Below are 22616 nucleotides of genomic sequence, written 5' to 3' on the forward strand. Positions count from 1 at the left end.
TAGAAACGCGGCTGCGGCGACCCGCAGCCCTGCACACCCTACTCCCGATGTAACGGCCGTCCATGGCTTGGACCATGGAGGGGAGCGGCTTGCCTGGAAAAAGTGGATTTCCCGACCGCCACAACCGCGTCGGAGCAACGAGGGCTCACAAGGCCATTTCAATAACATCTGGAATAAATCGGAAATTACCATGCTGATGAGTTTTCCTGGTTTTACCGTCAAGCCTCTTGTTTTCGCTGTACGACGGCACCCGCGCGCATGGATCTGCGCACTGGCCGTGGGCATGAGTTCGGCACAGGCCGCGGACAGCACCGATGCCGCTGCCGATGCCGCCCCGGCCAGCGAAGCCGCTGTTCCCGCTGCAGCCGCCGCCGTGCCGGCCACCACGCAATTGCAGCGGGTTGAAGTGACCGGTTCGGCCGTGCGCCGCGCCGATGCCGAAACTGCAGTGCCGGTAACGATCCTGCGTGCCGAAGAGCTGAGAAAACAGGGCGTGACCACCACCGAGCAAATGGTCCAGCGCATCACCGGCAGCCAGTCGATGTACAACAGTTCGGGCTCGGTCGGAGCCTCCACCGGCGGCGCGTCCTATGCGGACATGCGCGGAATCGGCGCGAACAAGACCCTGGTCCTGCTCAACGGCCGCCGTCTTGCCAACAACGCGTTGTCGGGCGTCGGTACTCCGAACGGCAGCGCCATCGACCTGAACATGATCCCGTTCGCGGCCATCGACCGCATCGAGGTGCTGCGCGACGGCGCGTCTGCGCTCTATGGCACCGATGCCATCGGCGGCGTGATCAACTTCATCACCAAGAAATCGCTGAACGAAGGCACCCTCAGCCTCGGCGGCGACACCCCGACCGCCAGCGGCGGCGGCGCCAGCAAAGACATGAGCGCCAGCTGGGGTTTCGGCGACCTGGAAGAAGACCGCTTCAACGTGATGGGCGTGTTCAACTACAACAAGCAACAGAACCTGGACGCCAACGACCGCTCCTTCGCCAAGGACTATGTGCCAGGACGCGGCCTCAACCAGACGTCCGGCACCGCCTATCCCGGCAACTACTACCAGGGCAACAACAGCGCCAACCCGCTCGGCCCGAACTGCTCCGGACCAAGCCTGGTGGGCGTCGACGGCGTGTGCCGGTTCAGCACCCGCGAGTACATCGACCTGTTGCCTGAGACCGAGAAGACCTCGTTCTTCGGCCGCGCCACTGGCAAGCTGGCCGAAGACCACAATGTCAGCCTCGAGTACTTCTGGGCGCGCAACAACAACGCCACCAACATCGGCCCTGCGCCGCTCACCGGCCTGAGCATCGACCCTTCCTCGCCTTACTACCCCGGCAACGGCATCACCCCTGCGCCGACCAACTTCCCCCTCGATCCCACCCAACCGGTGGACACCGCCTGGCGTGAGACCGCCGCCGGACCGCGAGGCGGCAAAGACCAGAACACCAGCCAGCGATTGCTGCTGACCTTCGACGGCACCGTCGGCGGCTGGGATTACAACGTCGGCGCGAACTACAACCAGAACAAGGTGCTTTCCTCCGTCACCTCCGGCTACGTCAGCGACGCCGCGATGCGCGCAGGTCTGGCCAGCGGCCTGCTCAACCCGTTCGGGCCGCAGTCGGCGGCGGGTCAGCAATACATCGAAAACGCCGCGTACCACGGCCAGTACTCCAGCGCCGTCGGCCGGGTGTATGGCTTCGACGGAAAAGTCAGCCGCGAGATCGGCGACTGGTTCGGGGCCGGCCAGGCAGGTCTCGCACTGGGCGGTGAATACCGCAAGGAAAAACTGCATCAGGATTACGAGGCGTTCGTCGACGACATCAGCAGCCTGGGCCTGGACTCGGCGGGCAGCGTGTCCGGGGACCGCAGCGTCAAAGCCGAGTACGCCGAATTGAACGTGCCGGTACTCGACAGCCTGGAACTGACCGCCGCCGTGCGTCACGACAAATACAGCGACTTCGGCAGCACCACCAACCCGAAATACTCGTTCCGCTTTCAGCCGTTCAAGGAGCTGGTGCTGCGCGGTGCCTACAGCGAAGGCTTCCGCGCCCCTTCGCTGTATGAGCTGTATGCCCCGCAAAGCCTGAGCTACACCCAGGGTTACTACAACGATCCAACCCTCTGCGCCGGCGGTGTCGTGCAACCTGGCGGTCAGGCTGGCCGAGACTGTAATCAGCAGTTCCTCAACCTGAGCGGCGGCAACGCCGACCTGGCGCCGGAGAAAGCCCGTAACGTCACTGTGGGCTTCGTTTATCAGCCGGTCAGCAACCTGTCCATGGGACTGGATTTCTGGTGGATTCACATTTCCAACCAGATTCAATCCTTCCCGGAATCCACCGTGTTCGACCAGGCCGATCTCTACGGCGATCGCATCATCCGCAACGCCGACGGCTCGATCGCCAACATCGTGACCGGCAACTCCAACCTGGGCATCGTCAAGACCAGCGGGGTCGACGTCACCCTGGATTACCGCTTCCCGAACACGCCTTACGGCCAGTTCGGCCTCGGTCTGACCGGCACCTACGTCAACCGCTACGACTTCCAGAACACCATCGACGGCCCGTACACCGACAAGGTCGGCGATTTCCAGGGCGACGGCGTGATCGCGCGCTGGAAACACGTTCTGATCGGCACCTGGAACCTGGGCGACAGCCGTGCATCGCTGACCAACCGGTTCACCAGCGGCTACAACGACTACGACCGCACCACCAACGGCACCGTACCCTCGTATTCGCTGTGGGACCTGTCGGTCGGACATACCTTCGACAAGGTGCTGGACATCGACGCCGGGGTGAAAAACCTGTTCGACCGCGATCCGCCGTTCACCAACCAGGCGTACAACTTCCAGTCCGGCTATGACCCCCGTTACGCCGACCCGCTGGGCCGCACGCTGTTCGCTCGCGCCACGTACCACTTTTAAGGTCTGAACCCGACGCGCTCATGCTCCGGCGCGTCGGGCGACTTCTGCGAAATCGCGCCCCCGGCTTGCAGGTCTCATCCACCTTCCCCGGCCGGGGGATTTTTTCTCAGCGCTTTGCGTGCGTCGATCTGTAAACCAAGGATTGCCCGAACATGAGTGCCTCCCCTCTGACGCTGCGACGGCTGCTGCCCGGCATCGCACTGCTTTACACCGTGGTGTTTTTCATTTCGCTGCTCTCCGGCGTGCCCATGGCCCTCGCGACCCCGGCCCACGCCTTGACTGTGTACGGCGAAGCGCCCAAGTACCCCGCCGGTTTCATGCACTTTGACTACGTCGATCCCTACGCTCCCAAAGGCGGATCGATGAGCCGCGCCGCCGAAGAAATCGGCCAGTACAACTACCTGACGCCTTATGTCGATCAAGGCATTTCGGTCAGTCAGATCGATACCTGGGTCTACTCGCCGCTGGCCTATCGTTCGCTGGACGAGCCTTACACCGTGTATGGGCTTGTCGCGCAGAAGCTGGAGCGCGACCCGGATAACCGCTGGGTGCGGTTCTATCTGAACCCCGACGCCGGTTTCGACGACGGCACGCCGATCACCGCGCAGGACGTGCGGTACACCTATCAGACCCTGATCACCCAGGGCAGCTTCAGCTACCGGCCGCTGTACGCCGACGTCAAGGACGTGGTGATCGAGGCGCCGGGGCAGATTCGTTTCGACTTCAAGGACAACCTCAACCGCACGCTGGCACTGGATCTGGCCAGCATGCGCATCCTGCCCGAACACTGGTGGAAGACCCGGGACTTCAGCAAAGGCGGCGGTTTCGAGCCGCCGTTGGGCAGCGGCCCCTATCGCGTCACAAGGGTCGATCCCGGACGCAGTGTCAGCTTTCAGCGGGTGAAGGACTGGTGGGCCAAAGACCTGCCGGTCAGTCGCGGCCTGTACAACTTCGACACCCTCACGGTGAATTTCTACGGCGACACCGACGTCGCACGGCAATTGGTGCAGGCCGGCAGTTTCGATTACAACCGTGAGTATTCCTCGGCCGGGTACGTGGTCGGCTATACCGCCCCGACGCTGCAGGCCGGCCGATTGCAAAAGACCATTCTGGCGAAGAAGCGTCCGGTGGCCGGCCAGGGTTTTGTCTTCAACCTCGACAAGCCGGTCTTTCAGGATCGCCGCGTTCGCGAAGCGCTGGCAATGCTCTGGGATTTCGAATGGGTGAACGGCCAGATCATGCGCAACTTCTATGTGCGCGAGCAGACCTACTTTCCCAAAAGCGAAATGGCCGCCACCGAGCTGCCAGATGCGCAGGAGCTGAAGATTCTCGAGCCGCTGCGCGGGCAGATCCGGGACGAAGTGTTCAATCAGGTCTGGCAGGCGCCGCGCACCGATGGCAGCGGCTATATCCGCGACAAGCAACTCAAGGCGCTGAAGCTACTCGCCGACGCAGGCTGGCATGCGCAGCACAATCGTCTGGTGAACGCCGCAGGTCAGCCGCTGGAATTCACCTTTCTCGATGGCCAGGGTGGTTTCGACCGGCTGGTCCTGCCGTACAAGCGCGTATTGGCGCAGATCGGCATCACCCTGAATTTTCGAAAGGTGGACTCGGCGCAATACATGAACCGGCTCAATGCCCGGGACTACGACATGATCGTCGTCACGCTGCCCAACAACGGCAACCCGATCCTGTCGCCCGGTCGCGAGCTGTACAACCTGTTCGGCTCGCAGAGCGCGCGGCAGGTCGGCAGTTCGAACGCCATGGTCTTGCGCAACCCGGCGGTGGACGCCCTGATCGACGGGCTGGTGGCCGCCAACACCCGCACCGACATGCTGCATTACGCCCGCGCCCTCGACCGGGTGCTGCTGTGGGGTTTCTACATGATTCCGAATTACTACTCTCAGGGCACGCCCGCGGTGTTCGCCAACCGCTTCGGCAGACCGAACGTCGAGCCCGTGTATGACGTCGGCCTGGACACCTGGTGGCAGGTCAGCACCACGCCGCTGACCAACCAGCAGATGGCCGAACGCCTCGCACCGCAGGCCAGTGCCCAGTCCGCAAAACTGGAGCGTCGTTGACATGCTGACGTATGCAATGCGGCGTCTGCTGCTGATCATTCCCACCCTGCTGTGCATACTGGTGGTCAACTTCCTCATCGTGCAGGCCGCACCCGGCGGCCCGGTGGAACAGGCGATCGCCCGGGTTCAAGGTCTGAGCCCGGCGGCCGGCGTCGGTGGCGGCGGCGCAGAAGTCGCGGCCACCGGCAGCATCAGCCGCAGTTCACAGGGACTGGACCCCGAACTGATCGAGGCCATCCGGCATCAGTACGGGTTCGATAAACCGATGCACGAACGGCTGTGGCTGATGCTCACCCACTACGCCCGACTTGATTTCGGCAGCAGTTTCTTTCGCGGTGCGACGGTCACCGGTCTGATCGCCCAGAAGCTGCCGGTCACGCTGTCGCTGGGCCTCTGGGCCACGCTGATCACCTACCTGATCTCGATTCCGCTGGGCATCCGCAAGGCCGTGCATCACGGCAGCCGGTTCGACGTCTGGAGCAGCACATTGATCATCGTCGGCTATGCGATTCCGGCTTTCCTGTTCGCCATCCTGCTCATCGTCGTGTTCGCCGGCGGCAGCTACCTGAGCTGGTTCCCGGCGCAAGGGCTGGTGTCGGACGACTTCGACAGCCTCTCCACCTTCGGCAAGCTGCGCGACTATCTCTGGCATCTGGTGCTGCCCGTCAGTGCACTGGTCATAGGGGGTTTCGCGACCTTGACCCTCCTGACCAAAAACAGCTTTCTCAACGAAATCAGCCGCCAGTATGTGGTCACGGCCCGCGCCAAGGGCCTGAGCGAACAACGCATGCTGTACAGCCACGTGTTCCGCAACGCGATGTTGCTGGTCGTGGCCGGCGTGCCTCAGGCGCTGATCGAGGTGTTTTTCGCCGGGTCGCTGCTGATCGAAACCATTTTCGGCCTCAATGGCATCGGCCGCATGAGTTACGAAGCGGCCGTCTCCCGTGATTACCCGGTGGTATTCGGCACGCTGTTTCTGTTCACCCTGTTCGGCCTGCTGATCAAGCTGGTGGGCGACCTGTGCTACACACTGGTCGACCCGCGCATCGACTTTTCCGCGAGGAGCGCGTGATGTTCGAGTTCTCACCGCAAAGCAAGCGACGGATGGCCCTGTTCAAGGCCAATCGCCGGGGCTGGTGGTCATTGTGGATATTCGTCGGGCTGCTGGTGGTCTGCCTCCTCGGCGAATTGATCGCCAACGACCGGCCGCTGCTCGTCAGCTATCAGGGCCATCTGTACTACCCCGCCCTGCATCAGTATGAGGAAACTCGATTCGGCGGCGAGCTGCCCTTCGAGCCGGATTACGCCAGCGACTACGTGCGCAAGCTGATCGAGTCCGCAGGGGGCTGGATGCTCTGGGCACCGATCCCGTTCAGCTACGACACCATCAACTACGACCTCAAGGCGCCCTCGCCCAGCCCACCCAGCGCGCGGAACTGGCTGGGCACCGACGATCAGGCGCGGGACGTGATGGCGCGGGTGCTGTTCGGTACGCGGGTATCGATTCTGTTCGCCTTGCTGCTGACGGCCATCAGCACCGTCATCGGTGTCTTCGCCGGGGCGATTCAGGGTTATTACGGCGGCCTGGCCGACCTGATCGGTCAACGTTTGCAGGAAATCTGGTCGGGCCTTCCGGTGCTGTACCTGCTGATCATCCTCTCCGGATTCGTCGAGCCGGGATTCTGGTGGTTGCTGGGCATCATGGCGTTGTTTTCCTGGCTGGCACTGGTGGATGTGGTGCGTGCCGAGTTTCTGCGCGGGCGCAACCTGGAATATGTGAAAGCCGCCCGGGCGCTGGGCCTGACCGACAGCGCGCTGATGCTGCGGCATATCCTGCCCAACGCCATGACCAGCACCCTCACCTACCTGCCGTTCATTGTCACCGGCGCCATCGCGACCTTGACCGCGCTGGATTTCCTCGGCTTCGGCATGCCGGCGGGCAGTGCATCGCTGGGTGAGCTGATCGGTCAGGCCAAGCGCAATCTGCAGGCGCCCTGGCTGGGCCTGACCGCGTTTTGCGCGCTGGCGCTGATCCTTTCCCTGTTGGTGTTCATCGGCGAAGCCTGCCGTGATGCCTTCGACCCCAGAACCTGAGAGCGCTCCATGAAAGAAGCCATGCACGAGAACCTGATCGAGATTCGTCAGTTGCGCGTCGCCTTCAAGGGCGTCGAGGTGGTCCGCGGCATTGATCTGACCCTGCGGCGGGGAGAATGCCTGGCGCTGGTGGGTGAGTCCGGGTCCGGCAAGTCGGTGACCGCTCACTCGATCCTGCGCCTGCTGCCCGCGCAGAGCGTCAGCACGCAAGGCAGCATTCGCTACAACGGCCTGGACCTGCTGCGCGCCAGCGACCGCCAGTTGCGTTCACTGCGCGGCAATCGCATCGCGATGATCTTTCAGGAGCCAATGACCTCGCTCAACCCACTGCACACGGTGGAGAAGCAGATCGGTGAAATCCTGGCAATGCACAAAGGGCTCAAGGGCAAGGCCGCCCGTGACCGCACCCTCGAGCTCCTGGAACTGGTCGGCATCCACAATCCGCTGCACCGGCTCAAGGCTTACCCTCATCAACTGTCCGGAGGGCAGCGACAACGGGTGATGATTGCCATGGCGCTGGCGAACGATCCCGACCTGCTGATCGCCGACGAGCCCACCACCGCGCTGGACGTGACGGTGCAGCTGAAGATTCTGGAATTGCTCAAGTCATTGCAGGCGCGCCTGGGCATGTCGCTGCTGTTGATCAGCCACGACCTCAATCTGGTGAAACGCATTGCGCAACGGGTCTGCGTGATGCGCGCCGGTGAAATCGTCGAGCAGGCCGACTGCCAGATGCTGTTTGCCAATCCGCAGCATGAATACAGCCGATTGCTGATCAATGCCGAACCCGACGGCGAGCCGGTGCCGACCGTGCACCCGCAGACCCTGTTGTCCGTGGACGACCTGAAGATCTGGTTCCCGCTACCCAAACCGCTGTTCCGGCGCGAGCGGCAGTACATCAAAGCGGTGGATGGGGTCAGCTTCGAACTGCTCAAGGGCAAGACGCTGGGGATCGTCGGCGAATCCGGATCGGGCAAGTCGACGCTGGGTCAGGCGATCCTGCGGCTGATCGACTCTGAAGGCAGCATCCGCTTTGCCAACAAGGAGCTGAGCCTGCACAGCCAGCACCTCATGCGCCCGCTGCGCAAGCGCATGCAGGTGGTGTTTCAGGACCCGTTCGGCAGCCTCAGCCCCAGGATGACCGTGCAGCAGATCATTGCCGAAGGCTTGCTGACCCACGGCATCGGCACGCCACAGGAGCGCGAACAGACCGTCATCCGGGTGTTGCAGGAAGTGGGGCTCGACCCGCAGATGCGGCATCGTTATCCCCACGAGTTTTCCGGCGGGCAGCGCCAGCGGATCTCCATCGCTCGAGCGCTGGTCCTGGAGCCGGACCTGATCCTGCTGGACGAGCCAACCTCGGCGCTGGATCGCACGGTGCAGAAGCAGGTGGTGGCGTTGCTGCGCGACCTGCAGATCCGCCACGGCCTGACCTATCTGTTCATCAGCCATGACCTGGCCGTGGTGCATGCGCTGGCCCATGATCTGATCGTGATCAAGGACGGCAAAGTGATCGAACAAGGCGCGTCCCGGGACATCTTCGCCCATCCGCAGCAACCTTATACGCGGGAGCTGTTGAACGCATCGGGTCTGGCGTTTGCGCGGTAGCGCGGTGATGGGTCGGTACTTGAGGATTCGAACCGACAGGGCTGTGGGCGTGCGCTCGCTCTCGCAGGGCTTTGCGCAGGGGCTGGCGCAGGTCTGGCGCAGGGCCGGGGTTCCCGATACACCTTGCAACACCTACTACACTGACGGGCGAAAGCGTATCATCGCGCCCCAGTTTTCTTGCCTCGGTGCCTCTCATGTCCACACTACCGCTCACCTCCGCCGAACGTCGTGGCTGGTCATTCTGGTGGAAACCCCTGGTGTTTCTGCTGGTGGCCGCCATTGGCCTGTACTACGTCAAGTGGTCGCCGTATTACCTGAAGTCCTTCGTGGCCGCCGACACCCACAACATTGGCGGCTCAATCATCAACGACAACCCGGCCAGCCCTTGGGCTGCGGCACTGGCCTACGCTCAGGTGTACTTTCTGGCGATCTGGAAAGCCGCTGTACTGGCCGTGATCCTGGGTTCTTTGTTGCAAGTGCTGATCCCCCGTGACTGGCTGCTGAAGATGTTCGGCCGCGCAGGCCTCGGCTCCACCGTACGCGGCGGCCTGTTCGCCCTGCCCGGCATGATGTGCAGCTGCTGTGCGGCACCGGTGGCTGCCGGCCTGCGCAAGCAACGGGTCTCGGTGGGAGCGGCGCTGGCGTTCTGGATCGCCAACCCGGTGCTCAACCCGGCCACGCTGGTGTTCATGGGTTTCGTGCTGGGCTGGGGCTTCACGGCGCTGAGACTGGTGGCGGGGATCGTGCTGGTGATCGGGGTTTCACTGGTGGCGCAGCGCATCTCGCGCCCGGACGTCTTGCCCGAGCCCGCCGTGGAAGCGGTGACTGAAGCCGAGACGCCGGCGCAAGGCAGCCTGCTGAGCCGTTGGGGCAAGTCGATCTGGCAGCTGTTCTGGACCACCATCCCGATCTACGTCGTGGCGGTGCTGGTGCTGGGCGCCGCACGGGTCTGGCTGTTCCCTCACGTCGACGGCGCGATGGGCAATGGTTTGCTGTGGCTGGTCCCGCTGGCGATCGTCGGCACGCTGTTCGTGATTCCAACCGCGGCGGAAATCCCGATTGTGCAGACCCTCATGACCCTGGGCCTGAGCACCGCCCCGGCCGTGGCCCTCCTGATGACCCTGCCGAGCGTGAGCCTGCCGTCCCTGCTGATGCTGCGCAAATCGTTCGACGCCCGGGTGCTGGTGACCGTGGGTGTACTGACGATGGTGATCGGCGTAATCAGCGGCCTGATCGGCGCCGCGGTGTTATAGACCGCTGCCTTCGCCTTCCCGGCTAAAGCCGGTCCTACGACAAACTTGCAGCGTCCGTAGGACCGGCTTCAGCCGGGAACAGGCCGGTACATCCGCAGAAGATGCAGCGACTGGAGTTCAGTCTTCGCGAGCAAGCTCACTCCTACAGGGTTTGTGTCCAGCCGCGGACCCGTCGCCCCCGCTTAACCTGTGGGAGTGAGCCAACTGTCGTTAACGCCCCTTCGATCAAAGGCGTAATGCCCAACGCCTTCCCGGCTAAAGCCAGTCCTACTACAAACTTGCAGCGTCCGTAGGACCGGCTTCAGCCGGGAAGAGGCCAGTGCATGCCGTGGAGATGTAACGTCTGGCAACCAGCCTTCGCGGGCAAGCGCGCTCCTACAGGATTGTGTCTGGCCGCGGACCCGTCGCCCCCGCTTAACCTGTGGGAGTGAGCCAACTGTCTTTAACGCCGCCTTCGATCAACGCGTAACACCCGACGCCTTCCCGGCTAAAGCCGGTCCTCCGAAAACTTGCAGCGTCCGTAGGACCGGCTTCAGCCGGGAAGAGGCCGGTACATCCGCAGAAGATGCAGCGGTTGGAATTCAGTCTTCGCGAGCAAGCTCACTCCTACAGGTCTCATGCTCGGTTCGTGACCGATAACGCTGAATCCCGCGGGGCGCTCGTCTACTTCGCGCTTCGGTGTTTCAGGTATTCGACGACGGCCTGCTGATCCCCGGCAAATTCGATCCGGGCATTTTTGCTGTCACGCTGGTAGGCATACATCGGGTCGTAGTATTCGCTGAGCATGGCGCTGATCCAGCCACGGTGCTGATCCACTGCCCCGCTGCGCGCCTGCTCTTCCAGCGCGCTGTCCATGATCGCTGCCAGGCGCTGATACCGCTCACCGCCCAACCGCCGCACGATGCTGGACAAGCTCTGCTTCAGACGCTCGGCGTAGGCGCCGAATCCGCTTTCGATGCCTTGCACGTCAATGAATTCGGCGCACAGATCAATCACGTAATCCTTGAGAATCCGCTCCACGCGCCCGTCGAAACTGTCCTCCAGCCACACAAGAGGCGCGGCCTGCATCGTGCGGTACAACTCCAGCGGCACGGCGCGGCTGCCGACGATTCGCCCTTCATCCTCGATGACGAACTGATGCAGATGCCGGGCGCGCTTCTTCAGAATGTCGATCGACAGCCTGTTCTCGAAATCGATCTGGCCCGGCTGCGGGGTGGCGTGCTTGCCGAAGCTCGAGCCGCGATGATTGGCATGGCCTTCCAGATCCAGCGCGTTATCCAGCTGCTGCAAGACTTCGGTTTTACCGGTGCCGGTCAGACCGCCGATCAGCACGAAATCGCATTCGGCGACGGCCTGCTCGGTGATCCCGATCAGGAAATTGCGCATCGCCTTGTAGCCACCGATCACCCGCGGGTACTGGATGCCTGCCTCGCCCTTGAGCCATTGCTGAGTGATCTGCGAACGCAGGCCGCCGCGAAAGCAATAGAGAAAACCGTGCGGATTGTTGCGCGCGAACGAAGACCAGGCTTCGATCCTGGCCTCCTTGAGCGCGCCGCTCACCAGCTTATGGCCCAGTTCGATCGCCGCTTGCTGGCCTTCTTGCTTGTAACTGGTACCGACTTTCTGCCGTTCGACGTCGTTCATCAGCGGCAGGTTGATCACCCCGGGAAACGCGCCCTTGCTGAATTCCACCGGCGCGCGCACGTCCATCAGCGGTACGTCGTGCAGAAAAATGTCGTGAAAATGGGCGCTGTTATCGCGCATCAGACCACCTCGACAGCGAGTCGCTGTCGCTCCACCAGTTCACCGATCGGCGCAAGACTCAAACCCAGCTCGCCCGCCAGTGCAAGAAACGCCTGTTCTTCGGCAGGTTCCACCGCAATCAGCAGGCCACCGCTGGTCTGCGGATCGCACAGCAGCAATTTCTGCGCCTCGCTCAGCGCGCCGATGCGCTCGCCGTAGCTGTCGTAATTGCGATGGGTGCCGCCGGGGATGCAGTTCTGCTCGATGTAGAAATCGACGCTGCCCAGACGCGGCACTGCCGCCGCGTCCAGTCGCGCGGTGACCTGACTGCCATCGGCCATTTCCACCAGATGCCCGAGCAGCCCGAATCCGGTCACGTCGGTCATTGCCGTCACGCCCGAAAGTTTCGAAAAGCGGCTGCCAGGCTTGTTCAGTGTGCACATGACATCGCGCGCCAGGCCCACGTCTTCGTCGCGCAGCAGGCCTTTCTTCTCGGCCGTGGTGAGGATGCCGATGCCCAGCGGCTTGGTGAGGAACAACTTGCTCCCGACCGTCGCGGTGTCATTGCGCTTCATGAAGCGTTTTTCCACCAGACCGGTGACGGCCAGCCCGAAAATCGGCTCCGGCGCGTCGATCGAATGGCCACCGGCCAGGGGGATACCGGCGGCGTCACACACGGCGCGACCACCCCGAATCACTTCGCGGGCGATTTCCGGGGCAAGCACGTTGACCGGCCAGCCGAGAATGGCGATGGCCATCAGCGGATCGCCACCCATCGCGTAAATGTCGCTGATCGCGTTAGTGGCGGCGATCCGGCCGAAATCAAAGGGATCGTCGACGATCGGCATGAAAAAGTCGGTGGTCGACACCACGCCTTTCTCATCATCGATGGCGTACACCGCAGCGTCGTCGCGCGACGCATTACCGACCCACAGCCGCGGATCGAGGTTCTGCGCGCCACTGCCGGCGAGAATGGTTTCCAGGACTTTGGGAGAAATCTTGCAGCCGCAACCGGCGCCGTGGCTGTACTGGGTAAGGCGAACTGTGTCGTTCATGAGAGACCCCTGAGTTTCAAGGCGCTGAAGTCTACCAGAGCCGGGCCATGCCGGTGGTATGGGAGGATGGTCGGAACTGCATCGCCCCGGCTGCGGGCAACGTCTGAATCGCCGGAGAACAGCTGCTCGCGGGGGCTGATTTCCAATCGCTGTAGCTTCAGCGGCTGTACCGGCCGTTTCGTGAGCAAGCTCACTCCCACAAAGATCTCCGGACATCCCCGGGCTCTCTGACCAGACACAAATCCCGTGGGAGCGAGCTTGCTCGCGAGGCTGATTTCCAGCCGCTGCATATCCACAGCATGCACCGGCCTCTTCCCGGCTGAAGCCGGTCCTACAGACGCCGCAAGCTTCGTAGGACCGGCTTCAGCTCGGAAGGCGTCAGCTCACTCCCACAAAGATATCCGGACATCCCCGGCTCTCTGACCAGACACAAATCCTGTGGGAGCGAGCTTGCTCGCGAGGCTGATTTCCAGCCGCTGCATATCCACAGCATGCACCGGCGTTTTCCCGGCTGAAGCCGGTCCCTTAGACGCCGCAAGCTTCGTAGGACCGGCTTCAGCCGGGAAGGCGTCGGGTGTTACGCCGTTGATCGAAAGAGCTTTAATGACATCGGCTCACTTCCACCATGGTGGGCTGTGGACAGTCCTCAAACCCGCGCACAGTCCTGTAACGCCTGTATCACGACGCTGCTTTGATCAACGACTCCAGCGATGCATCGAATTTCTGCAAGGCGTTGATCTGCACTTCTCGCTGCTGGTTGATCTGTTCGGCGATTTCCGGAGCGCGTTTGGTGTGTGCCCAGATCGGCGACATGGAGCGCGCGTCGCTGCCCTCGGCTTTGCCGATGAATTTGAAATCGCCGTCGAAGAATTCCGCGGTAATGCTGGCCTGGACATCGGCGCTGCGTTCGGTGATCAGTTTGCTGCGGGTGTCCAGCAGGACGATGACGTCCGGACGGGCAGCGAGGACGTCGTCCAGGTTTTCGTAGAACTCCACTGTCGCGAACTGCTTCTCCAGCGATTCAGCGAACCAGTTGATCGCAAGCTCCGGATCGGAGCTGTTGACATAGGCCTCGCTGATACGGCTATCGGTCAGCTTCGCCGCGATGCCCGTCTGGGCGGCTGCGTTGTAGCGTTCCATATAGGCCAGGTTGGCGACGGTGTTCTCCGTGAAGATCACGCCGACGGTCTGGGTGTGCTTGAGGGTCACCGCAGAGGTGGCTTTGGCAGTCCGGAACTGGCCGTCCTGCACGTCGGAATAGCGCGGAGCGCCAGGAACGGCGCAACCGGCCAGGGCGGCGACCAGTGCAAACAGGGCGGCAATTCGAACAGTCATGGGTTTTCTCCGCACCGCGGCTCAGTGGATGTGGTGCAATCCTGAGCCTTGCGCGAGAAATTCAAAACTTGAGTCGATCAATGATCAACATCGATCAAAGCAATAATGCCGTCAGACTTTCGCCAGGCGTCGCGCGGTCAGCACTTGCGCGAGCATCAGCGTTCCCACGCACAGCAATGCCACGCGCAGCCCCGTCGCGTGCGCGGCGAACCCTATCAACGCCGGCCCCAGCAAAATGCCCGAGTAACCGATGGCGGTGATGGTGGCAATCGCCAGCCCCGGCGGCATGGCGGTTTGCGCGCCCACTACCGAGCAGTACACCGGAAAGGTGTTGGACAAACCGATGCCGATCAGCGCGAAGCCCAGCAGAAACAAGGGCGGCGATTCGAGCAGGATCGCCATGGCGAATCCGACCATCACCAACACGCCGCCGATTACCAGCACCCGCACCGCGCCGAAGCGACGCCGCAGGGTGTCGCCACAGAAACGCCCGGCGGCCATGGTCAGTGAAAACACCGCGAACGCGCCTCCTGCGATGCGCGGGTCGACCTGATGCGCGGTCCTCAGAAACAGCGCGCTCCAGTCCAGCATGGCGCCTTCGACCAACAGCGCGACGAAGCACAGCAGCCCCACCACCAGCACTTTTCCGGTCGGACGCGCCACCGGCGCTGCGGGATCATCAGCGCCATAGGGCAACAGGTGCCGGGCGTGCCAGAGGAGCAATCCGGCCACAATCGCCACCACCACGCAGACCGACAACAGCGGCGTCGCCCCGGCCCACAGCAACAGGCTCATCAGTAACGCACTGGTGATGCCGCCCAGACTGAACAGCCCATGGAATCCCGACATCAGCGGTCGTCCATGGTCCTGTTCGACCATCAGGCCCTGCACGTTCATGGCCACATCGATGCTGCCAAGGCCGGCACCGAACACAGCCAGGGCCAGGGCGAGGCCTGCGAAGGACGACAGACTCGCCAGCAACGGCAGCATGCAGCAAATGAGCGTGCCACCGACCAAGGCGACAAACCGGCAACCCTTGCGCGTGGTCATCATGCCGGCCAGTGGCATGGCCAGCAGCGAACCCAGCCCGAAGCACAACAACAGCAGCCCCAGTTCGGCCTCGCCGACGCCGGCCCGGTCGCGGGCGTAAGGCACCAACGGCGCCCACGCGCCCAGCGCCATGCCGGATAACAGAAACGTCAGGCGGTAGCTCCAGAGGTGAATCAACGTGGGGGTTTTGACGGACTGAGCGATAGACAAAGGGCAGTGTTCCAACAGAGGTCAGGAAAGTGTGGGTTGCAGTGTTCAGTGAGTGAAGCTCGGAGCGTGAAGCGTGGTGATCCAGAGTCGTAACCGAATGCCGCCTGAGCCTTGTGGGCACCGTTGGCCGACCCCCACAAGGCAAAGCACAGCGCGCCGTTTTACATCATCGGCGCCACCATGCTGACGACCCGCAGCGCCAGGCCTTCGTAGGCGTCTAGGGTGATGGTGAATTCGCCTTCTTCGGTCAGATCGCCTTCGACGCGCTCGTTGATGATGTCGACCACCGGGCCCGGTGCGATCCCCGGCAGATGCAGGGTTTCGACGATAGGTTCGGCGCTGAAGTTGAGCGCCGTGATCTGCGTACCCTTCCCTGCAGGCAGTTCGTGAACCATGATCAACAGGCCTGGATGTTCGACGTCCGGGATCATGATCTGGCGACTGGCCGCGATGTCGTAGGCGCGACGCACGGCGAGGATTTTCTTCAGCTGCGACGCGAAGGAATCCGGGCGCTGTAATTGCTCGATCAGGCTGCCGTACAAGGTTTTAGCGCGCGGCATGCCGCCAGCCGACACCTCGTTATCAGGGTCCAGGTCCACCAGATCGTAGGCTCCCCGATGAATCCAGCGCGTGTCGCCGTCGCCCATCAGATGGGCCACCTGTTCGGCGGGCAGCGGCAATGCGCCTACCAGGTCCCAACCCGACAGCGCGAACACGCCTGGCTGCATGGCATTGAACATCACCAGCAGCAGATGGATGTGGCGAATGGTGTCGACGTCGGCATCAGTAATGGCGTCCAGGTCACGAATGCCCAGCGCGGCGGTGATGATGCTGGCAGTAGTGCACGACACGCCGTTGGTGACGAACTTGAGGTTGTACGGCGCGTGCTCGCCAGCCAGGCGCTCGTACATTTCTTCGCGGATGTGCTCACGCAGAATGTTGCCGGGAAACGTCTGCCCCATGTACAGGTACTGATCGTGGGCGTGCAGCGTCCAGAAATGCACCAGTTCCAGGGTTAGTTCATCGTGGTTCTGCAAGGCGTGAATGAGCGACGCCGGGTCGATGCCGAAGTCATGCACCTGGCGCAGCATCAGCCGCAGAAATTCGGTCCGGCCGGTGAGCAACGCATGCTGGTAGGCCGGGCGCGTGATGAAGTCATACGACAGATCGGCGCCGCCATGGGACATCGCAGCAATATCGTCGATGGTCAGGTTGAGTTCCTGAAAACTGAACCCGCCCGCCTTGCGAATCGCGCCGGCCAGCAATTGGTTGCCGGTAATCGACAGCGGATGACTTTCCGACCACGCCGTGCCGTCCGCCTTGCGCTCCACGCCGAGGAAGCCGTTGGCATCGAGGCGCAGCACCCGCGCGCCCATCACATCGATCGCATGCAGCGCATCGCCGATGATCATCTGTTGCGCGGCAAAGCTGGGGTCCAGCCAGTTGAGCGAAGGCTGACCTTCCTTGAAATAATGCAGGTACACCCAGCGCCGGTCCTTACCGTCAACGCCGGTAATCACCGGCGTGGCGCTCCAGTCGGTTTCCTTGACACCGGGCTCGAAGAAAATCACCCGCTGCAACTGACCGACGATGTAATGCTTGTCCCGCAGCGCATCCACCGTCGCCGGCGGCAGGTTGATCGCGTCGCGCCCTGGCGGCACGTCAGGCAGCAGCGCCCAGTCTTCCTCTTTGATTTCGACCATGTGGTACAGGCCGGGGTATTGCTCGTAAGCGAGCTCGGCCAGACGAAAATCCGCGCCCTTGCCGGTGTGCGACGGGATCACGTCGTCGACGATTACGGCGTTATGCGCGGCGGCGATACGGCTGAGGTTGAGAAACTGCGCATCGGTGCCCAGATCGGCATCCACTTCGAAACTGATGCGGTCGAAATTTCCGTCGATGCTCGGCGTGCGCTGACGCCCCTTGAGGCCGCCGGACGCCTTCAACGGCCCGTTATGAATGCCCTGAATGCCGATCTCCGAGAGCGCGTGCCAGAGTTTTTCATCGCCCAGGGCCTCAAGCACCGAGCCGTCTTCGCGGGTGATGATCGAGGCGGGATACGCGGTGAACCAGACCGAAGCGATCGCCGAAGCGTCCCGTGGTCGGGCCTGAGCGTAAGGCCGTTGCCAGAGCCGGCCCTGGCCACCATAAAGTTTTGCGCGTTGCTGGGCGGCATGGAGCATCGATTGCTCCACCAGCCATTCCACATACTGCTTGTCCGGGGTGGTCATAGGATCCAGGGTTCCGTCTTCAAGAGGATTGGAGAGGTCGCCCGGGCGGCGGCTTCGCGGGCCGGGACGATCCTGTCTACGCCGTTGCTTAAGTCTATGAGCGTGCACAGGCCCAAACGTTCGTTGCATGAAGAACGGTGATCGCAGATTTCGTGACAACCCACAGGCGTGGCTGCTCCAGGGGCATCAACCGCGTGCGGCGTTGACGATGAATTCCTGATAACCGGAGAGGATCACGTAGATCGCGAAGTAGCAGAAGATCGCCGCCGAGACCCAGTAGGAATAGCGCAGCAGCTTGTCGCCCAGCAGGCGACCGCCGTGACTGGCGGCAAAACAGATGAACACGCACCAGGCCACGCCCGCGAAGAAAAAGCCGAGCAGGAACAGCGTCGTGCTCAGGGTGCCATGCCCGCCCGCGCGGGAGATCAGCGTGCCGCCCACGGCCGCGAACCAGAGAATCGCGGTGGGTGAAGACACGGCCAGGAACACCCCGCGGGAAAACTCCCGCAGACCCGAGCGGGCATTTTCTTCGCCCGCCATGGCGAGGCTGGCGTGACTGCTCAGCGCCGCAACGACCATTTTCACGGCAAAGCCGACGAGGATCGCCGAGCCGCCCAGCCACAATCCCCAACGTACCCATTCGTATTGCAGCAGAACGGTCATCCCGGCCATGGCCAGCACGGCATAAAACAGGTCACCGAAGCACGACCCCAATCCCAGCCAGAAGCCTTGCAAATAGCCGCGCTGCATCGCCAGCGTGATCATCGCGATATTCGCCACGCCGATGTCCAGGCACAAGGAAAGGCTCAGTAAAAAGCCGCTGGTGAACTCCATGTCTGTCGGTCCTTCAATCCGGTTAACGATGCGTTACAAAAAACAGCGCGCAGGATAACGGGATCGCAGGGTTTTGCCGATGGCCGAGAGGCAAACATGTCGAAAGGGTCAGTTTTTTGCCCGCCGTCACGGCGACGGCTGTTTGCGAAACGCAATTGCCATGCGGTTCCAGCAATTGACGGTGGCGATGCCCACCGTCAGGTCCACGACTTCGCGGGGCGAGAAATGCGCGCGAAGCTGCGCGTACACAGCATCGGATGGCTCAGGACGTTCGAGCAGCGTCACCGATTCACACCACGCCAGCGCCATGCGCTCGCGCTCACTGAACAATGTCGATGTGCGCCAGACCATCAGACCATGAAGGCGCCGGTCGCTTTCGCCCTGTCGGCGCGCTTCGGTCGCGTGCAGGTCGGCGCAGAACGCGCAGTCGTTGAGCTGGGAGACGCGCAGTTTGATCAGCTCCATGAGGGGCTTGTCGATACACAAGTCGAAGTTCGCCGCTTCGAGCAGCATGAGCGCCTTGAGGGCATCGGGGGATGCGGTGTAATAGTCGAGCCGTGGCTGCACTGAAAATTCCTCAACGACGCACATGCACGCTTGCATGCTGGGCCCAATGCCGCTTTCAGGCGATAGCCAATACGGCGTAATAGCGCCGGACCAATTGGCAGACCAATTCGCGGTTTTTTCCGCACGCAGCTGTACCGCCGCCTGGGCCGCTGGCTAGAATTTGTGATCGTGCATCGTCGCCGGTCATGGCGCTCAGGGGTTTACGTGGAACTTCATATCGTCATCCAGGGCCGCAAGGATCTGGCGAATCAAGTATATGAACAGCTGCGCGACAGCATCGAATCCGGCCGCCTGGCCGCGGGTGTGCAGCTGCCACCCAGCCGTTTGCTGGCCGCCCAGCTGGGCCTGTCGCGCAAGACCATTTCCGACACTTACAGCCGGCTCACGTACGAGAATTATCTGGTGGGCAAGGTCGGCAGCGGCACGTTCGTCAACACCCTCACCACGCCCCGCCCGCGCCCGCAGCAGGTGTCGGATCTGGCCAGTATCGAGGTGGTGAACAAATGGCAGAACATCGTCCTGCCACTGCGCCACCCGACGCTGGAAGGCACGCTGCGCTGCGACTTCATCGGCGGCGCGACGGCCAAGACGCAATTCCCCCATGACGAGTGGCGCCGCTGCACCCACTACGCGCTGCGCCAGATGACAGGCGCTCGCGGGTTCTACAGCCTGCCCGAGGGACTGGCCGCCCTGCGCAGCGCCATCGCCGGCCACATCGCGTTCGCTCGCGGGGTCAAATGCGTGGCCGACGATCTGGTGGTGTGCAACGGCGCGCAGCAGGCGCTGGACCTCATCGCCCGGGTTTTGATCGCGCCCGGCTGCACCGTTGCCGTGGAAGACCCCGGTTACACCCCGGCCCGCCTGCTGTTTGCCGCGCAAGGCGCTGACGTTGCCAGTGTGCCGGTCGACAGCGAAGGCATTATCGTCGACGAAATCCCCGACAACGCTCACGCCATCTACGTCACGCCGTCCCATCAGATGCCGCTGGGCATGCCAATGAGCGTGGCCCGTCGACAGGCGTTGCTGGACAAGGCGCGGCGGATCGGCGCGATCATCATCGAGGATGATTACGACAGCGAATTCCGCTATGAAGGCCGGCCCACCGACTCCTTGCAAAGCATGGACGAGCACGGCGTGGTGGCGTATGTCGGCACGTTTTCCAAAACGCTTTTGCCGGAGCTGCGCCTGGGTTACGCGGTGCTTCCCCAGGCGATCCGCGAGGCGGTGATCAAGGCCAAGCAACTGACCGACTGGCACACCAGCACGCTGCCACAATGGGCGCTGACCAAATTCATCAGCGAAGGCTTGCTGAACAAGCACATTCGCCGCAGCCACAGCATTTACGCCGGCCGCCGCGAGCGGATCCTGGCGCGGCTGGCCGGCGACCTGTCGCCCTGGATGGAGGCGATTCCAAGCACGGCAGGTTTCCACATGGCGGTGATGTTCAAGGTGCCGATCAATCTGGCCTTGCTGGTCGAGCTGGCGCGCAAGGTCGAGGTGGGTCTGTACCCTCTGCGGGGCTTTTACTGCGACGTCGCGCCACGGGACGGGCTGATCGTCGGCTTCGGCGCCATCGAGACGCTGGACATCGATCCGGCGCTGGACCGGGTACGCGATCTGCTGCTCCAGCTCGACGGCCAGGACCGGGCGCTGCCGCCACGCGGCGGGCTCAACGACGCAGGCTGACGCTCAGCCGGTTCACGCTGTTGATCGTGGCGATCAGCAGGGTCAGGTCGACGCGCTCGCTCTCACTGAAGTACTCGCAGAGCCAGGCATAGTCCGCGTCAGGCGCATGGGTGGAAGTGATCCGCGTGACACTTTCACTCCAATTCAACGCAGCCCGTTCGCGCGCGTCGAACAACGGCGAGTCTCGCCAGACCGGCACGGCGTACAGCCTGCGCTCGGACTCTCCCTGCAGACAGGCATCCTGACTGTAGCGCTCGACCGAGCCGGCGCAGCCATTGAGCTGCGACACCCGCAGTTTGACCAGCAGCATCAGCGAGGGCGCCAGAGGCAAGCGATTGACCGCCTGTTCCAGCGCCTGCATCGCTTTGATAGCACCCGGTGACGCCTGATGAACATCCAGTGAAGACCTCATGGCCAGATTCGCATCCGAAAACAGGCGCTCAAAGTAGGCCTGCGACCAAGGTGCTCCCAATAGCCAATCTGCCGGAAGATCGTCAGGCCATTGCACGCCGCCAGTGCATGGGATGGAACTTCTGTCGCCCTCACCTGCCGACTACACAGGCGCCGGACAAACCGTCCGCAACAAAATGGAGGGCCATTCAATGCCAGATTCAAACGGCAAAATCCGCTACGCAGTCGTCGCCGGGGGCTGGATTTCCCAAGGCGCGTTCATGCCGGGGCTGGAGCAAACCGACAACTCGGTAATGACCGCGCTGGTGACCGGCGACCCCGTGAAGGCCGACGAGCTTGCCGCACTGTATGACCTCAAGAGTTATCACTACGACGAATTCGACACGCTGCTGCGCTCTGGTGAGATCGACGCGATCTACCTCGCCACGCCCAACTTCCGTCATCGCGAATTCGCCGTCCCTGCGCTTGAAGCCGGCATTCATGTGCTGTTGGAGAAGCCCATGGCGGCCAACGAGGAAGACTGCCTGGCCATCGCCGAAGCGGCGAAACGCTCCGGCGCGAAACTGATGGTCGCCTACCGCCTGCATTTCGAGCCGGGCACTGTGGAGATGGTCCATCGTGTACGCGCTGGCGAGATTGGCGAGCCTCGGTTGTTCACCGCAACGTTCGCGCAGACCACCGATCCGGCCAACCACCGGATGCAGAGCGGCTTCGACGCAGGCCCGGTGGCAGACATGGGGCCTTATCCGATCAACGCGGTTCGTAACCTGTTCGCCGCCGAGCCGCTGGAAGTGCACGCGGTCGGCATCAAGACGCCGGGACGTGAAATCAACACGTACGACACCGTCAACGTGACGTTGCGTTTCGCGCAGGAACGTCTGGCCACCTTCACCGTCAGCTACAGCTTGCCGGCCACCGAACGCTTCCAGTTGATCGGCACAGGCGGCGAGTTCGAAGCCTCACCTTGCTTCGGCTTCGGCGAAGGTGTGGCAATCAGTTATCGCGCGATCATCGACGGCAAGACCACCGAGCACAGCCATCCGGTTGTGGATCAGTTCGGTGGCGAAACCCAGTACTTCTCCGACTGCATCCTTCAGGACCGTGAACCCGAGCCGGACGGCGACGAAGGTTGGCGGGACGTGCGAGTGGTGGAAGCGGTCGAGCGGGCGCTGAAAACTGGCCAGCCGCAAAAGCTTGAGCCCCTGCCGGATCGGCCAGGCATCAGCATTGAGCAGGCGCGCCGACTGCCGCTGGCGAAGGTGCCGCCTTACATCAATACCGACGAGCCCAACGCCTGAGACGGCGGTTGTCTGTCTGGTTGGGCTGCTGCTGGCAAGCGCGGGTCGTGCTTGCCAGCAATCTTTGCCTGCGCCATCGCTTAGCGATCAGTACCTGGCGATTTGACTCGCTGCGCCCTCGCGCCTTGCGGGTAAAAAAATGCAGTTGTATGATGACTGTCAACTTTTGATAAGCCTTCGGCGTTATCGTCGCGATGCTTCATGCAATCCCGAATTCCTCGTCAGGCGTCAACG

16 protein-coding genes are annotated in these 22616 nt (G+C 62.6%); 8 read left to right on the forward strand and 8 right to left on the reverse strand.

The features are described 5' to 3' along the window. The first annotated feature begins 190 nt into the window (after positions 1-190). From BMZ10_RS04365 to BMZ10_RS04390, 6 genes are all read left to right on the forward strand, one after another. On the forward strand, positions 191-2926 hold the full coding sequence (locus tag BMZ10_RS04365; RefSeq protein WP_177182039.1) for a TonB-dependent receptor: 2736 nt from the start codon (positions 191-193) through the stop codon (positions 2924-2926). Positions 2927-3078: 152 nt separating this feature from the next. After that, positions 3079-5007, forward strand: a complete 1929-nt coding sequence (locus BMZ10_RS04370) for an extracellular solute-binding protein (protein ID WP_093458804.1) — start codon at positions 3079-3081, stop codon at positions 5005-5007. A gap of 1 nt (position 5008) precedes the next feature. Then, positions 5009-6079, forward strand: a complete 1071-nt coding sequence (locus tag BMZ10_RS04375; protein WP_093458805.1) for a microcin C ABC transporter permease YejB — start codon at positions 5009-5011, stop codon at positions 6077-6079. Then, the gene (locus BMZ10_RS04380) at positions 6079-7101 is read left to right on the forward strand and encodes an ABC transporter permease (protein WP_093458806.1); all 1023 of its coding nucleotides are present in this window, start codon (positions 6079-6081) and stop codon (positions 7099-7101) included. The genes BMZ10_RS04375 and BMZ10_RS04380 overlap by 1 nt, the downstream gene beginning before the upstream one ends. Before the next feature lie 21 nt (positions 7102-7122). Next, positions 7123-8709 carry an ABC transporter ATP-binding protein gene (locus BMZ10_RS04385; RefSeq protein WP_093460000.1) on the forward strand — a complete coding sequence of 529 codons (1587 nt, stop codon included), beginning with the start codon at positions 7123-7125 and terminating at the stop codon, positions 8707-8709. A gap of 194 nt (positions 8710-8903) precedes the next feature. Continuing rightward, a complete protein-coding gene (locus BMZ10_RS04390; protein WP_093458807.1) occupies positions 8904-9962 on the forward strand; it encodes a permease in 1059 nt (352 codons plus the stop codon). A 663-nt stretch (positions 9963-10625) separates the two neighbouring features. On the opposite strand, the gene mnmH is transcribed toward BMZ10_RS04390, so the two are convergent. The 7 genes from mnmH to BMZ10_RS04430 form a co-directional block, all read right to left on the reverse strand. Next, the gene (gene mnmH, locus BMZ10_RS04395; RefSeq protein WP_093458808.1) at positions 10626-11726 is read right to left on the reverse strand and encodes a tRNA 2-selenouridine(34) synthase MnmH; all 1101 of its coding nucleotides are present in this window, start codon (positions 11724-11726) and stop codon (positions 10626-10628) included. Further along, complete coding sequence (gene selD, locus BMZ10_RS04400; RefSeq protein ID WP_093458809.1) at positions 11726-12760, reverse strand: selenide, water dikinase SelD; 1035 nt, start codon at positions 12758-12760, stop codon at positions 11726-11728. Before selD ends, mnmH begins: the two co-directional genes overlap by 1 nt. Positions 12761-13438: 678 nt before the next feature. After that, positions 13439-14095, reverse strand: coding sequence for an ATPase (locus BMZ10_RS04410; RefSeq protein ID WP_093458811.1), 657 nt, complete (start codon positions 14093-14095; stop codon positions 13439-13441). Positions 14096-14206: 111 nt separating this feature from the next. Beyond that, positions 14207-15355, reverse strand: coding sequence for an MFS transporter (locus BMZ10_RS04415; protein WP_256214345.1), 1149 nt, complete (start codon positions 15353-15355; stop codon positions 14207-14209). Positions 15356-15516: 161 nt separating this feature from the next. After that, a complete protein-coding gene (gene treS, locus BMZ10_RS04420) occupies positions 15517-17586 on the reverse strand; it encodes a maltose alpha-D-glucosyltransferase (protein WP_093458813.1) in 2070 nt (689 codons plus the stop codon). Between the two features lie 186 nt (positions 17587-17772). Next, the gene (locus BMZ10_RS04425) at positions 17773-18420 is read right to left on the reverse strand and encodes a LysE family translocator (RefSeq protein ID WP_093458814.1); all 648 of its coding nucleotides are present in this window, start codon (positions 18418-18420) and stop codon (positions 17773-17775) included. Positions 18421-18546: 126 nt separating this feature from the next. Continuing rightward, positions 18547-18987 (reverse strand): carboxymuconolactone decarboxylase family protein, encoded by a 441-nt coding sequence (locus BMZ10_RS04430; protein WP_093460003.1) that lies wholly within the window; start codon positions 18985-18987, stop codon positions 18547-18549. 204 nt (positions 18988-19191) lie between these two features. Here BMZ10_RS04430 and BMZ10_RS04435 point away from each other — a divergent pair, with 204 nt between their 5' ends. Beyond that, a complete protein-coding gene (locus BMZ10_RS04435; RefSeq protein WP_093458815.1) occupies positions 19192-20673 on the forward strand; it encodes a MocR-like pyridoxine biosynthesis transcription factor PdxR in 1482 nt (493 codons plus the stop codon). On the opposite strand, the gene BMZ10_RS04440 is transcribed toward BMZ10_RS04435, so the two are convergent. Beyond that, the gene (locus BMZ10_RS04440; protein WP_093460006.1) at positions 20657-21085 is read right to left on the reverse strand and encodes a carboxymuconolactone decarboxylase family protein; all 429 of its coding nucleotides are present in this window, start codon (positions 21083-21085) and stop codon (positions 20657-20659) included. The two genes, BMZ10_RS04435 and BMZ10_RS04440, sit on opposite strands and share 17 nt — an antisense overlap. 190 nt (positions 21086-21275) lie before the next feature. On the opposite strand from BMZ10_RS04440, the gene BMZ10_RS04445 reads away from it, so the two are divergent. Further along, positions 21276-22382, forward strand: coding sequence for a Gfo/Idh/MocA family protein (locus BMZ10_RS04445; RefSeq protein ID WP_093458816.1), 1107 nt, complete (start codon positions 21276-21278; stop codon positions 22380-22382). Positions 22383-22616: the final 234 nt, after the last annotated feature.

It is taken from the genome of Pseudomonas sp. NFR16 (assembly GCF_900108875.1).
Lineage (GTDB): Bacteria > Pseudomonadota > Gammaproteobacteria > Pseudomonadales > Pseudomonadaceae > Aquipseudomonas.

Bases quoted from the DNA above. Each gene is read 5' to 3' on its own strand.
- BMZ10_RS04365 (WP_177182039.1), top strand. From the start codon at position 191: ATGCTGATGAGTTTTCCTGGTTTTACCGTCAAGCCTCTTGTTTTCGCT.
- BMZ10_RS04370 (WP_093458804.1), top strand. From the start codon at position 3,079: ATGAGTGCCTCCCCTCTGACGCTGCGACGGCTGCTGCCCGGCATCGCA.
- BMZ10_RS04375 (WP_093458805.1), top strand. From the start codon at position 5,009: ATGCTGACGTATGCAATGCGGCGTCTGCTGCTGATCATTCCCACCCTG.
- BMZ10_RS04380 (WP_093458806.1), top strand. From the start codon at position 6,079: ATGTTCGAGTTCTCACCGCAAAGCAAGCGACGGATGGCCCTGTTCAAG.
- BMZ10_RS04385 (WP_093460000.1), top strand. From the start codon at position 7,123: ATGCACGAGAACCTGATCGAGATTCGTCAGTTGCGCGTCGCCTTCAAG.
- BMZ10_RS04390 (WP_093458807.1), top strand. From the start codon at position 8,904: ATGTCCACACTACCGCTCACCTCCGCCGAACGTCGTGGCTGGTCATTC.
- mnmH (WP_093458808.1), bottom strand. From the start codon at position 11,726: ATGCGCGATAACAGCGCCCATTTTCACGACATTTTTCTGCACGACGTA.
- selD (WP_093458809.1), bottom strand. From the start codon at position 12,760: ATGAACGACACAGTTCGCCTTACCCAGTACAGCCACGGCGCCGGTTGC.
- BMZ10_RS04410 (WP_093458811.1), bottom strand. From the start codon at position 14,095: ATGACTGTTCGAATTGCCGCCCTGTTTGCACTGGTCGCCGCCCTGGCC.
- treS (WP_093458813.1), bottom strand. From the start codon at position 17,586: ATGACCACCCCGGACAAGCAGTATGTGGAATGGCTGGTGGAGCAATCG.
- BMZ10_RS04425 (WP_093458814.1), bottom strand. From the start codon at position 18,420: ATGGAGTTCACCAGCGGCTTTTTACTGAGCCTTTCCTTGTGCCTGGAC.
- BMZ10_RS04440 (WP_093460006.1), bottom strand. From the start codon at position 21,085: ATGAGGTCTTCACTGGATGTTCATCAGGCGTCACCGGGTGCTATCAAA.
- BMZ10_RS04445 (WP_093458816.1), top strand. From the start codon at position 21,276: ATGCCAGATTCAAACGGCAAAATCCGCTACGCAGTCGTCGCCGGGGGC.